Origin of the sequence: Fluviispira vulneris (assembly GCF_014281055.1) — a bacterium.
Classification (GTDB): domain Bacteria; phylum Bdellovibrionota_B; class Oligoflexia; order Silvanigrellales; family Silvanigrellaceae; genus Silvanigrella; species Silvanigrella vulneris.
In genome coordinates this window covers 147,819-161,915 of sequence record NZ_JACRSE010000003.1, presented here as the reverse complement: position 1 = coordinate 161,915, position 14,097 = coordinate 147,819, and the positions used below count along the sequence as shown (strand labels likewise).

Genomic DNA, 14,097 nt, shown 5'->3' with positions numbered 1-14,097 from the left:
GAATTTTATGTATTTTTAATAGTTTATAGAAAGGAAGCGCTTATGGAGCAGCTAAAGATTGAAAAAATGCGTAAGTTTTATGATCTTTTTCCGTACCCAAATCGCCCCTTTTTTCTTTCGCCAAAGGTAGAAGCCCACCTTACGTCCCATGGAGGATTTGCCCAATTAATCAGTTTGGGAAGAATTTCATTTGCACAGAGACTTTGGCAAATGAGTCAGAGCTTTAAAAAAAGAAGTAAAACTGTTAACAAGCAAGAAATCTTTATGTTTAAAGGAGAAATAGAGGCGGTTTTCCCAAGTTCTAATAAAATTCTCCTTGTGGGTTGTGGAACAGACGAGCCGCTTTTATTCAGGAAACTGCATAAGAAAAACGAGATACTCGCTGTTGATTTGAGCCGAAAAGCCTTGCGAAATGCAAAAAAAAAGATATCGTATCAGCGTTTTAAAAACCTGTTTACACATCAGGAAAGTCTAAAAAAAGTTAATTTTTTGTTAGGTAACGCAGAAATGATTTTGAAAGAGAAAGCTTTGGGGGGCTTCGATTTTATCCAATGTTTTGGTGTTTTGCATCATCAACCCAATCCCTATCTTCTATTAAAAGCAATTGAAGAGCGTTTAAACCCAGGAGGAGCTTTAAGATTGATGGTTTATAGCTACCATGGGAGAAAGCTTGAACGGAGAATTCAAGCACGTTACAAAGAAATGTGGAGTTCTTTTTTTGAGAAGAGATTCAAAATAAAAATTTTACTAAACTATTTACAGTTGCGAGTGTGGCAATTTTTAAATTACTTAGGATTTTTACCTGCTACAACGGAACGTTTTAGGTATTTAGGAATTGGCTCTGTGTCTGTGGCTGATGCGCTTATGCATCCCTCTGATCAAGGGATATCCTTAAATTATTTTCACGAGTGTGCTCTTCAATTAGGATTAGAAATGATATATTGTGAAGGTAAAATAGAAAACATGGGTTACCAAGTTGGTTTTGAAAATCCAATTGAAGTTTGGAATAAGCTTATTGAAGCAGATAAAAAGCAAGAGTTATTAACAAATCCGATAATGATTTATCGCAAGGGAATTAAAATTGAGTCTAAATAATAAAATACAACATCTTTTTTTAAACTCAAATCCATGGTTCTCTGCTGTTACTGATTACAGTTTACAGTTGGCGATATATTTGAGTCAGCAAGGTTGTATTCTTTACTGTAGTGAAGTTGGTAGCACTGCAATGGATCAAAAATGTAAAGAGCATAATATACCATTTGCAAATGTACCGATACACAATCAAAACTTATTTAATTTCTTTATAAGTTTTATATTCTTGCATAGACAACTGATTAAATATAAAAAATCTTTAAAATATATTTGGGTTTTTGAGGGAAGAGAGCATAGTCTTTGTGCTCTTTCAAAAATATTATTTCCATTTTTATGGAGAAATAAAATTTTGATCCGAGTCAGAGGACAAGCGCAAGGAATAAGTTCTAATCTATTTTCAAAAATTTTGTATAATAAAATTACAAATAAAATTATCTTTGCAGCTGACTGTGTAAAAAATAGAGTTAAGTTTGATATTCCAAAAGATAAAATGATGATTCAATACTATTCAAAAGATTTTGTACAAAATATTTTATCAAGTCAGAAAAAATGTGAAGAGATTTTTATCGATACAGATTTTCCCCCAATCAAAAGCGATAATCTATTATATTTAGTAATAGGCAGATTTGATAAGGTAAAAGGCCATGATTATTTAATTGATGCATTTTTACAAGCAGATTTAAATAATAAAGAAGGAAATAAGATTAAATCTCAACTTGTATTTTTGGGTTACAATGCAAATCTGTCAGCTGAAATGCTTTATGATAAATATTTCGAAAGATTTGGAGATGGAAAATGTATAAAGAATAAATACTATTTAAAGTCTGATAAGCTCAATAAAGAATTATTTATAGTCAGTGAAAAAATTCCAAATATTGATATAATTATAAGTATGGTCCACTTTGGGATAATTCCAAGTTTAGACAGCGAAGTGATTTGTCGTGTTGGTGTTGAATTTTTACAGTGCGGAACACCAGTAATCAGTTCGAACGCTGGGGCTTTGCCTGAAGTTTTCTCGGATTTTAAAGAGCTGATATTTCCAGTAGGCGATACAAAACTTCTTCAGCATCGTTTGGAATCTTCTTCGAAATTATTTTTAGATAAAGAAGACTATTTTGAGAAAAGAAAAAAAGCAAAAAAAATTGGTGTTGAGAAGTATTCGCTAAAAAATTATGATAATTTATTTGAATTTGTTAACCGAAATTAGAATTTATACTTTGTCTATTAAATATGTGCCAAACATCGTTTAATTAATTGAGAAGTACTACGCATTCTTTTAAAAAAATTAAATTAAAGAGATGGAAACTCTTAATAAACCCAAACAACTTTTTTAACTGGTACCAGGCAATATTTCATATGATGAATTAAATTCTGATATCATACTTATTAACTGTTCAAATACTTTTCTGTTTCCTTCTATTTTAACTTTTCGCTCTTTTTCAAGACTTTTTAAATTTGTTTTATAAATCATCACATTTTCTAAATCCGAACGATTTATGGTTATTGCTAAATCAGGTTTCTCAGCATGAAAACCTTTTATATTTGTTAGTGTTGCGTTGCTGAATTCAATCGCAAATTTTTCACCATTATCTGGAGTCAGGAGATTAATAGAGAAGTGAATATTTTCTGGTCGATTAATACCAAGTCGTATTCCAATATAATCAAGCCAAAGTTCAGTTGACATAGCAGACACCATTTTTGGGCCAAATGATTTAGGTGTGTTCCCTTTGGGAATTCCATGGCGAAGTTCAAAGGCACCAGCTAAAAAACTATTTCTTAAGCTTGTACTTTCTTTTTGATAACCGATTTGCTCAAATGCGTCTGCTAAAAGTTCTTTTGCTCTCTGATGATTTGGTTCTGCAAAAACTAATTTATTTAAAATTTCGATGGAATACATGTATTTGCCGTCATCATTTAATTTTGTAGCTTTTGCAATAATTTTTTCAGCACCACCCATCATTTCTACATATAATGGTGCAGATTCATTAGGTGATAAAGGAATTAATGTTGCAGGATTTGAATCCCAATAACCAAGGTAACGATTAATAACTGCTCTACTGTTGTGACCTTCAGAGCCATGATAACTATGTGCTGACCATTGCTTCTGTAAAATAATCGGTAATTTATAAATATTGTGAATTTCATTTATAGTAACACCCTGATTAGCAAGGTGTAGCACTGAGTTATTTAAATTCGCATAGGTATCGCGTTGTGCCCGCATGACTTCTTGAATTCTTTTATTTCCCCATCGAGGCCAAGAATGTGAAGAAAACATTACTTCTGATTTTTTGCCAAAGTGATATAATGAATCATTAATATGTTTAGACCATTTAAGTGCATCTCTAACTAATGCTCCTCTTAATGTATAAATATTATGAATGGAACTAGTGATATTTTCTGCAGCCCAGAAAGCTTTCATGTCAGGAAAATAAGTATTCATTTCTGAAGGAGCTTCGGTTCCAGGAGTGTTTTGAAAAATCATTTTCACTCCGTCTATTTCCATGGTTTCAAAATCTTTTGTTATAGTAACAGTTGGTGGGATTAAACCCATTGTGCCAGTGGATAGATTTTTACCTATTGCTTGATCTACATGGCCATAGGGATTTCGAGGTAATAAAATGCCATATTGATAGTATAATCTTCGATTCATTGCATTTCCTGCATATACGTTTTCAGAAATGGCATCTTCCATAAATCCTTTTGGAGCAATAATTTGAATTTTTCCAGAGTTAACATCTTCTTCATTTACGATTCCATGAATACCTCCAAAATGATCACCATGGGAGTGTGAATAGATCACTGCCTTAATGGGAAAAGATCCTAAATTTTGATTTACAAGATTCAGAGCAAGCTTAGACATTTCACTTGAAATTAAAGGATCAAATACAATCCACCCTTTTTTGCTTTTAATAAAGGTAATATTAGAAATATCAAAACCACGTACCTGATATATTTTCTTTGGTATCACTTCATATAAACCATATGCCATATTGAGTTCAGCTTGGCGTTGTAAGGAAGGATGAATACTTGGGTATTGTTTTTGCTTCAATAGGAAATTATAACTTTCCATATCCCATATAAGATGACCTTTGTCAGATCTCACTTGTTTGTATTTGGGTGCAGCAATAAATCCTCTTTTTGCTTCTTCATAATCCCTTTTATCATCAAAGGGTAATTCTTTCCTAAATTTTTCATATAAAGCTATTGTGTGTTTTGAAGGTTCTTTTGATTGTATTTGGTTTCGATTGTCTGCTTCTGAACTCATTGCAAAAGAACTTTTAAACAGATCAAATACAATAATTGTGAAAATTAATATCAAAAAAAAAATCAAACGATTAATTACTCGATTATTAATTAGCATGTTGATTCTCCATGTAATTTAATTGATTGTTAAAATAATATATTCAAAATTATATTTCTGTTAATACTTTATTAAATTATTCTATTCGCTTTCCCGTGTTTTTATTAAAAATATGTATATCAGATTTAGAAATATTTAAAAATATTTTTTGCTTATCATGAAAAGTATTTTTTGTGACTTTCACTATTAATTCTGTTTCAGATTTTTCAATATTCCCATATATTAAAGTTTCATATCCAATTGATTCGCACATTTTGATTTCAAACGGGATTGGGTTTTCATTTTGCTTAATTGAGGAATTTTGATCGCAAATTTGAATTTTTTCTGGTCTTATTCCAACAACAGTTGTTTCATTTAAATTTTCAGAACTTAAATACCGAGATGCAATTTGTCCAGAAATAAAATTCATTGGAGGATTTCCAATAAAACCACCTACAAATATTGAAGCTGGTTTTTCATAAAGTTCATTAGGAGTACCAACCTGCTCTATTTCACCCTTATTTAATAACATGATTCTGTCTGCTAAAGTCATTGCCTCTATTTGATCATGAGTTACATATATGCTTGTTGTTTGTACATTTCTGTGGATATTTTTTATTTCAAAGCGCATTTGAGTTCTGAGTTTAGCATCTAAATTACTAAGAGGTTCATCAAATAAAAAGACATTAGGCTCACGAACGATTGCTCTGCCCATAGCAACTCTTTGTCTTTGCCCACCGCTCAATTGATTTGGTTTCCTATGCAGTAATTCTTTAAGTTGAAGCATTTCAGCAGCTTTATTTACTTTTTTTTCAATTTCCAATTTTGGAACTTTATGTAACTTCAAACCATATGCAATGTTTTTATACACAGTCATATGGGGATATAAAGCATAATTTTGGAACACCATCGCAATGCTCCTATCTTTAGGCTCTAATTTGGTCACATTTGACTCACCGATGTATATTTCGCCTTCAGATACATTTTCAAGTCCAGCAACCATGCGCAACATTGTGGATTTTCCGCATCCACTCGGACCAAGTACCACGATAAATTCGCCGTCGTTGATTTCAAAATTTATATTTTTTATAACTTGAGTATTTTGATATGATTTTTTTAAATTTTTAAGTAGAACTTTAGCCATAATATTACCTTTAATTATTTTTCGGAATCTATTAATCCTTTTACAAACCATTTTTGCATCAGAACAACAACGAGAATAGGAGGAAGCATAGCAATAAGAGATACCCCCATGACAAGATGCCATGGAGTCGTTCCATCGTTGGCTATCATTTGAGTGAGTGCGATTATAATTGTTCCCATGCTTTGCTTAGTTGTTATAAGCAAAGGCCATAAATATTGATTCCATCCATAAATAAATAAAATAACAAAGAGTGCGGCAATACTTGTCTTCGAAAGTGGAAGTATTGTGTCAAAGAAAAACCTTAAAGGTCCCGCGCCATCAATACGTGCAGCTTCGCAAAGTTCATCTGGAATACTCATAAAAAATTGTCTAAATAAAAATGTAGCAGTTGCTGAAGCTATGAGTGGAACTGATAATCCTTGAAAAGAATCTAAAAAATTTAGATTAGCAGCCATTTGAAAAGTTGGAACAATGCGGACTTCAATAGGAAGCATAAGTGTTAAAAAAATAAGTGCAAAGGATATTTTTTGAAATGGAAATTTAAAATAAACAATTGCATAGGCGGACATTATAGATATCGTTGTTTTCCCAAGTGTTATGCATAAAGTAACGATTAAGCTATTGAAAAGAAGTCTCCATATTGAAATGCCTTGGATAATATTTTTGTCTGAAGAAAATATTTCCTTATAATTTTCTATAAAATTGCCACCTGGCATGAGTGTCGTTTTGCCAGAAAGAATAGTTTGCAAAGATTGAGAAGAAGTCATCAAAGCATAATAGATTGGAAAAGTAATGACGATGATACCAATAATTAAAATTATATGAGACAAAGCTGTTGAAAAATTTCTATTCGTTTCCATTTAATAGTGTACCTTTTTCTCAACAAATCTAAAGTGTAATATTGTTATAAATGAAACAAATATCATTAGGATAACAGATTGAGCAGCCGAACTTCCTAAATTTAAATTTACTATACCATCGACGTAAACTTTATAAACTAAATTTGTAGTCGAATAACCTGGCCCGCCATGTGTAGTTGTATATATAATTCCAAATGTATCAAAGAAAGTATAAATCATATTCATGATGAATAAGAAAAAAGTTGTTGGCGAAATCAAAGGAATAACAATATCAATAAATCTACGAACTGGACTTGCGCCATCAATAGATGCAGCTTCTAATAAAGATTTAGGAATGGATTGTAAACTTGCTAAATAAAATAAGAAATTATAACTAATTTGTTTCCAACTTGCGGACAAAATAATTAAAATAAGCGCATGATTCCCATTTAAACTAGGGTTCCATTGAAAACCAAATTTATGTAAAATATTAGATAAATATCCGATTGATGGGCTAAATAGGAAGAACCAAAGAACTCCTGCAATTGCAGGAGCAACTGCATATGGACAGATAATAAGGGTCTGATAGAAAATTTTTCCAGCTTTAATTCGATTTGCTAATGCAGCAAGAAATAAAGCAGAAAAAAGACAAATTAAAGTTACACTTATACTAAAAATAATTGTTACTGAAATTGCAGAAATATAATTTGAATCTTTAAATATTTCAGTATAATTTTCAAACCAAACAAATTCTGAACTTAAACCAAAAGCATCTTCCTTTTGAAAAGACTGCCAAATGGCAAGTAAAGCTGGCCAAAAGAAAAATGCGAATGAAATTAATAATTGTGGAGCCAAAAAGAAATAAGGGAATAACTTTGAGTTAAATATCGCACGCTTTTCCACTTATTACCTGCCCGCTTTTTTAATTATATCATTGCCTTTTTCGACTGCATCATCTAATGCTTTTTGTGCAGTCATTTTTCCAGACAACATAGATTCGAAATTTGCTTCAACAATATTTCTAATATTTGGTAGACCTATTATTCTAAGACCTTTTGAATTTTCTGTAGGAGCTTTGTTGGTTAATTCGGAAATAGCTATGGTAAATCCAGGGTTCTTTTCATAAAATCCTTGCTTTTTAGAGTGATCATATGAAGCTTGAGTGACGGGTAAATATCCACTCTGTTGATGCCACTTTGCCATAATTTCTGGTCTGCTTAAAAATAAGATAAATTTCGCAGCACCCTTTTGTTTTTCTTTATCTATACCATTAAATACCCAAAGACTTGCTCCACCAATAATGGTATTTTGTGGTGCACCAGTTACTTTATCGTAGTATGGCAATTGCGATACTGCGAAATCAATATTTGCTTCTTTAACTTTCCCATATGATCCAGTTGAATCAAGTATGATTGCACATTTTTCAGTTGTGAAAGATAATTCTGCTTCCGTTGTTCTACCAAAATATGTAAAATATCCATCTTTATATGCTTTTTGAATGTTTTCCCAATGTTTAATTTGAGTTTGTGAATTAAATTTCAGACTTGGAGAGTTTCCTTCCATACCATTACTTTGAGAAGCATAAGAAACATTATGCCATGCGCTAAAATTCTCAAGTTGAATCCATGCAGGCCATGTAGTTGTAAATCCGCAATTTTTAGGATTTGATTTTTTTATTTTTTCTGCGTAGACAAAAAGTTCATCCCACGTTTTTGGAGGTTTATTTACATCAAGTCCAGCTTTTTTAAATAATTTTTTATTGTAATACATAATAGGAGCTGAACTATTAAATGGAAATGATAGAAGTTGGTCACCGCTGCTATAATATGAACGAACTGGAAGAATAATATCTTTTGCATCAAATTCAAATTTATGATCTGTCATCAGTTTTGAAATTGGGATAGTTGCACCTTTGGCATTTATCATTGTAGCAGTACCAACTTCATAAATTTGGATGATATCTGGTTGTTTCTTTGATCTATATGCAGCAATTCCTGCTATCATTGTTTCTTGATAATTGCCTTTGCGAATTGCTGTTACTTTATATTCATTTTGCGATTTATTAAATTCAGTTGCAAGATTTCCTATAACTTCAGCAGCCTGACCACTAAGACCGTGCCAAAACTGAATATCTGTTGCTGAAAATGCGGGAGAAATATATGATATAAGTATTAGTGAAGATAATGATTTGAATTTCATATTAATCCTTCCATGGATAATCTGTAAATATAGAGTGAACGCCTAAATTAAATAAATCATATGCTCTTTGCTTTTCATTTACTGTATATGCAAGAACAGGATATCCTTTATTGTTAATTTTAGTTATTAACTCAAGCGTAATTATATCTTGATCAATATTTATTGTTTGTGCTTGAACCTCTTTAGCTATTTTTTCCCAATCCGCTGGGAGTGTCTCAAATAATGCTCCAATAATCAATTCTGGATGAGTTCTTTTTGCAAACTTTAATGCCTCCATGCTAAAACTTGAAACAAGTGGGGGGGGAAGTTCTTTTGGCCACTTATTTAAAATTGTATTTGCAACTGCAGTAGCAGTACGCTCATCACGATTAATGCAAGGTTTAATTTCAATATTTGCACCTAAATTTAATTCTTTTAAAAGCAGAATAGTTTCTTCGAAGGTTGGTATCTTTTCTCCTTTAAAAGTTTCATTAAACCATGCTCCTGCATCGAGTTCTTTGACCTGTTTCCAAGGAGTTTTTGCCATCGGGCCTTTTCCATTTGTTGTTCTATCTAAATCATCATCGTGCATAATGACAAGAACACCATCTTCAGTTTCTTTAACATCAAATTCTACCCAGGATGTACCGAGTTCTTTTGCTTTCCGAAATGAACTGAGAGTGTTTTCAGGTGCATATCCTTTTGCGCCACGATGGCCTATAATTCTTGGTATATTTAGGTTGCTTTGCATAATTGCTCCTTTAGGGCTTTTTGACAGGCCTAATAATTTGATACTATACTAGAAAGATTTTTAAAATTTACAAGTTTAACTTCTTTTTTAAAAATCATTTTAAATTTGGTAGTCTTATATTTTTAAAATTTTATATTGAATTTAAATATTAACAATTAAAAGAGAGTATTTAATGCATGAAAGTTTTCTATAGTTCACTGCAAAAAAAACATGTAATTAAGAAAGAAGTGTATAATGGAAAAGCTCACTCTTATAATGACAAAGTGAGTCGCATAGATTCAATTTTAAAAGCATTTAAATCAGCTGGTAATTACGAGATAGTTGTGCCTGATATTCTTCCATATGACGCTTTATTAAGTGTGCATGATGAAGATTACCTTAAGTTTTTGGAATCGGCGCAGAATCTTAAAAACGATGAAATTATTTGTCCCTATGTCTTTCCGTGTGACAATCGAATTTCTAGGTATGAACCTTTTATTCCGAAAAGAGCGGGATATTACTGTTTTGACGCAGGAACTTCTCTAATGAATCATACGTGGAGTGCAGCTGTAGCTTCTGCAAGTGCAGCATATTCTGCTGCTATACATACGAAGAAAACAGGTGAAGCAACATATGCTCTTTGTCGACCGCCAGGACATCATGCATCAAAAAATATGTTCGGAGGATATTGTTATCTTAATAATACTGCTATTGCTGCAAAATATTTAGTAAGATCTGGCAATGTAATGATAATAGATTTTGATTTTCATCATGGGAATGGTACACAAAGTATTTTTTACGATTCATCTGATATTTTTTATTTAAGTATACATGCTCATCCAAAAATAGAGTATCCATATTTTACAGGGTTTGAAGATGAAATTGGAATTGATGATGGAGTTAATTACAATTTAAATATACCACTTATGCCTCTTTGTTCTCCTAAAGAATATTTTATTGCCTTGCAAAAAGGTATAAAAAAAGCATTTAAAATTATGGATCCGGATTATATTATATTATCTGCGGGGTTCGATATAGAAGCAGGGGATCCTATTGGCCATTTTAATATGTCTATAGATGATTTTTATATTCTCGGTAAAGAGTTAAAATTGCTAAATAAGCCAACCATTATTTTGCAAGAAGGGGGGTACCTAGTGAGTGAATTGGGTAAAAATGTGGAAAGCTTTCTCAATGGATTCCAATCTTAAGATTATTAGAAATTTTTATGATTTAAAGTTTTCTTGACTTCTATTCATATATTGTAATAGTTAACAAGTTTGTTTTCTGTAAAGAAAATCTTAATTTTTTTATTTAAGAGTCAGGTTTATTTGGAGGATAATTGAAAGCTTATTTGGGTAATAAAAGAATTAATCTTGAATTGATATCAGTCCAGTTCCTGATTTTTTTCTTTAACTTAATGATCATACATTTTTTTACAATGAATGATTTGGGTTTTGAATTGGTAAAGGGAAATATAAATAGAATTATTTCTCTGTATATCATGTTTGCAAATGATTTTTTAATATCGATACTTCTGACAATTATTATTTCTCCAATTTTATTAATATTAAATAGAAAAAAAATCAAAATAACAGCTTTTTTTGTTGCGAATTTATTAATAACTTCTTTTCTTTCTTTGTATATAATTTATACGGATTTTTACAAATCAGGAATTAGTAAATTGCATTTAACATTTTTACTTGATTTGAATTTTTTGAGCTCTAGTTTAAATATGATTTTTAATCCTAGATATTTCTTGGGATTTTTTCTGAATTTGTCTGTTATTATTATATTTATTAAGATCAGAAATTTTCGTTTTTTGAAATTATCGTTTATAAAATTTATAATGATTATTATTCTGACTATCTTTTTATTGGTTTCTAAGAATTTAATAAGTGAATCAAGTTTTTTTAAAAGATTTTCAGCAAATATTGCTACTAAATCAGTAACTGAGAATTTTATTTATCTTCTTTTTGAACAGTTTTACCAAAATGATAAATACGTTCTAAATTTAGATAATGACTATAGAGTGCTATATAAATGGCGCTATAAAAAAGATTCTGTACAAAACAAAATTACGGATGATGATATTTATAGTATTATTCAGGATAAACCTATATTAGCACACAATAAAATTGGTGCTGAATTAAAAACTCAAGTTCAAAATAGTTTAAGCGGTGAAGATCCTCTTTATATTTGGATTATTCTTTTAGAGAGTTTTAAACCCCAAAATGGGCAATGGTTGTATCCAAAGCATAAATACTCTTTTACACCTTATTATGATAAACTTGCACTTTCTGGTATTTCTTTTTCAAATGCTTGGACTGTGGGTGGTGTGACTCGTGCTGGACAACAAGGTTCACTTTGTGGGTCATGGACAGGTGAATCATCCGATGCTTTTAGAGGAACATTTAAGTATTATCCGATTTGTATTCCTGAAATATTAAATAAAACTTTCAATAACAGTCAGAGTTATTATTGGTATGCAGGTGATTTACGTTTTGATGATACGCAAAAATTTTGGACAACTCATGGGGTTAAATTCATGACTGGTTTGGGAGATTTTGCGAAGGATACAGAATCAACTTGGTGGGGTGCTTCTGATAAAAGTTTGTTTGACAAAGTCAATGCTTTGGTTACGAATGACACTAAAATTCAGTTGCATATTGTTATGACTTTGACCAATCACCCCGAATTTACTGTTTTGCATGATCTTAAATATCCAGATCAAAATCTTTTGAATAAAGCTGAATTTAATATGCAAAAAACAACATATTATACTGATTTAAATTTGGAAAGATTTATTAATAATATAAAAAATAAAAAATTGGATAAAAAATTGGATAAAAAATCTAACAAAACAATTTGGGATCAATCTTTGTTAGTTATGGTAAATGATCATGGGAATTTTATACCTGATTTAGAATATCCGCTTTCTGATAAAAGCAAATCACCAGATAAATTCGCGAATATGTTAACGCGAGCAAATCTTGTTTTACATGGTGGATTGGTTGAAAATATGTTAAAAAAACTCAATCTTCATGCATTTAATTCAGATATAAGCAAGAGTCAGGCAGATATTTATCCAACAATTCTTGATTTTTTAAATATAAATCATATTGAAACTATCTCTGATTCTTTATTCTCTGAACAGAGAAGATGGCCAGTTTATACGGATGGGTTTGGTAAAATTTTTGTTCCACCACAGCATTTGAATCAATATAAAGTAGTGCAATGGAAACGAGAAGATCTATTAGAAAATAAAAAAGTTTTCATTCCTAATGAAGATTCAGATTATTATCTGACAGCAAAAGCTTTATTTCGTTTAAATGAATATTTAAAAATAAAAGGTATTTGCTGTAAAAAAAATAGTTTAGAAAAAAAATAAGATATCTTAACTTTATTTTTTAATTATGATGTAAAACAGTATTTAATTCAACTGAGTTTGCTTTAGAAATAGCTTCTATACAGCCTGTTTGAGAATTCCTTCTGAAAAGAATATCATTTTTACCAGCAAAATCTTTTGCCTTTAATACTGTATTATTAAATAAAACTTTAGTGCCAGATGTTATATAAAGTCCAGCTTCTATTGTACAACGATCTCCAAGTGGAATGCCTAAACCAGAATTAGCACCAAGCAAACAATTTTCACCAATGGAAATGATTATATTTCCGCCACCTGATAATGTGCCCATAGTGGAGCATCCGCCACCAAGATCACTGCCTTTTTTAACAAAGACTCCAGCTGAGATGCGTCCCTCAATCATGTTGGGGCCTTCGCAGCCTGCATTGAAGTTGACAAAACCTTCATGCATAACTGTTGTGCCTTCTCCTAAATAAGCACCTAGACGGACTCGAGAGGCATCTGCAATGCGGACTCCGGTAGGGATTACAAAATCGGTCATCCGGGGGAATTTATCTATAGAGTGAACGACTAAATTGCGACCTTCGTATAATGCTTCCATTTTTCTGAGATTTAAATCTTGGATTGCTATTGCGCCTTCTGAGGTCCAAACAACGTTAGGCAAGATGCTAAAGAGACCTGTTAAATTTATACAATGGGGTTTTACAAGTCTGTGGCTAAGTAAGTGTAAACGCAGGTAGGCATCAGGGACTTCTCGAGGGCCGGAATCATTTTCTGCAGCTGCTATAAATGAAACAACAATAGTTTTTCGATTTTTACTTTGATTTTGTAGAATTTTCTGCATGCTTTTTAGAATATCGATATTGGCGTGTTCTTTGTTGTCATCGGCAAAAGGTGTAAAATAGCTTAGTATTTCATTAATTTGTTCGTTCGACACTTGATAAGAATGCGTACCATTTTTATAACCGAGAATATATGCAAGTATGGCAGCAGTTGCAAAGTTTGTTTGAAAATTTGGTGACGGAAAGTAACTATCGAGCAAGGAGCCATTCTGAGCAACCGTTGCGAGACCTATAGCAAATGCTTGGGGGCGCATGTAATCCTTATTTTTTTCTATATTCTCAATGATTTTCTTAAATTCTGTCATATCTTTTACAAGCATGTATTTATCTTTCCTGCATAAGCTTAAGAAAAAGCTCGTTATTTATAAATTTTCATCTGTATAAAAACATAATTAGCTTTGGCAATCAAGATTTTTTCTCTTCGATTTCTAGCTGTGTGCAAATTTGATTTTTATTCAAGAATCTTTGTCTATCTAAAATAAAATAAAGCGTTCAGCAGTTAATTGAGTGTATATATTTGCAATAAAGCTTTAAATATATTTTTAATGAAGTGAATATTCATCTAGGT

General features: G+C 31.3%; 11 protein-coding genes. 4 read left to right on the top strand and 7 right to left on the bottom strand.

The genetic code is table 11. The annotated features are described in order from the left end of the window. The first annotated feature begins 42 nt into the window (after positions 1-42). Both H7355_RS07505 and H7355_RS07500 read left to right on the top strand, forming a co-directional pair. Entirely contained in the window at positions 43-1,095 is a 1,053-nt protein-coding gene (locus H7355_RS07505; protein ID WP_186646247.1) for a class I SAM-dependent methyltransferase, read from the top strand. After that, positions 1,082-2,299, top strand: a complete 1,218-nt coding sequence (locus tag H7355_RS07500) for a glycosyltransferase (RefSeq protein WP_186646245.1) — start codon at positions 1,082-1,084, stop codon at positions 2,297-2,299. The genes H7355_RS07505 and H7355_RS07500 overlap by 14 nt, the downstream gene beginning before the upstream one ends. 123 nt (positions 2,300-2,422) lie before the next feature. Here H7355_RS07500 and H7355_RS07495 read toward each other — a convergent pair whose 3' ends face one another. From H7355_RS07495 to H7355_RS07470, 6 genes are all read right to left on the bottom strand, one after another. Beyond that, positions 2,423-4,453: an alkyl/aryl-sulfatase gene (locus H7355_RS07495; protein WP_186646243.1), complete on the bottom strand. Its 2,031-nt coding sequence runs from the start codon at positions 4,451-4,453 to the stop codon at positions 2,423-2,425. Positions 4,454-4,529: 76 nt separating this feature from the next. Continuing rightward, entirely contained in the window at positions 4,530-5,576 is a 1,047-nt protein-coding gene (locus H7355_RS07490) for an ABC transporter ATP-binding protein (protein ID WP_186646241.1), read from the bottom strand. A 14-nt stretch (positions 5,577-5,590) separates the two neighbouring features. Further along, the gene (gene ugpE, locus H7355_RS07485) at positions 5,591-6,436 is read right to left on the bottom strand and encodes a sn-glycerol-3-phosphate ABC transporter permease UgpE (protein ID WP_186646239.1); all 846 of its coding nucleotides are present in this window, start codon (positions 6,434-6,436) and stop codon (positions 5,591-5,593) included. Next, the gene (gene ugpA / locus H7355_RS07480; RefSeq protein WP_186646237.1) at positions 6,437-7,318 is read right to left on the bottom strand and encodes a sn-glycerol-3-phosphate ABC transporter permease UgpA; all 882 of its coding nucleotides are present in this window, start codon (positions 7,316-7,318) and stop codon (positions 6,437-6,439) included. A 3-nt stretch (positions 7,319-7,321) separates the two neighbouring features. Further along, a complete protein-coding gene (gene ugpB / locus H7355_RS07475; RefSeq protein WP_186646235.1) occupies positions 7,322-8,614 on the bottom strand; it encodes a sn-glycerol-3-phosphate ABC transporter substrate-binding protein UgpB in 1,293 nt (430 codons plus the stop codon). A 1-nt stretch (position 8,615) separates the two neighbouring features. Then, positions 8,616-9,344 carry a glycerophosphoryl diester phosphodiesterase gene (locus H7355_RS07470; RefSeq protein WP_186646233.1) on the bottom strand — a complete coding sequence of 243 codons (729 nt, stop codon included), beginning with the start codon at positions 9,342-9,344 and terminating at the stop codon, positions 8,616-8,618. Between the two features lie 176 nt (positions 9,345-9,520). Between H7355_RS07470 and H7355_RS07465 the strand changes: the two genes are divergently transcribed. Both H7355_RS07465 and H7355_RS07460 read left to right on the top strand, forming a co-directional pair. Beyond that, positions 9,521-10,531, top strand: a complete 1,011-nt coding sequence (locus tag H7355_RS07465) for a histone deacetylase family protein (RefSeq protein ID WP_186646231.1) — start codon at positions 9,521-9,523, stop codon at positions 10,529-10,531. Between the two features lie 638 nt (positions 10,532-11,169). Further along, positions 11,170-12,711 carry a sulfatase-like hydrolase/transferase gene (locus tag H7355_RS07460; RefSeq protein ID WP_186646228.1) on the top strand — a complete coding sequence of 514 codons (1,542 nt, stop codon included), beginning with the start codon at positions 11,170-11,172 and terminating at the stop codon, positions 12,709-12,711. Between the two features lie 19 nt (positions 12,712-12,730). Here H7355_RS07460 and H7355_RS07455 read toward each other — a convergent pair whose 3' ends face one another. After that, the gene (locus tag H7355_RS07455) at positions 12,731-13,849 is read right to left on the bottom strand and encodes a tetrahydrodipicolinate N-succinyltransferase N-terminal domain-containing protein (RefSeq protein WP_222435684.1); all 1,119 of its coding nucleotides are present in this window, start codon (positions 13,847-13,849) and stop codon (positions 12,731-12,733) included. Positions 13,850-14,097 lie beyond the last annotated feature (248 nt).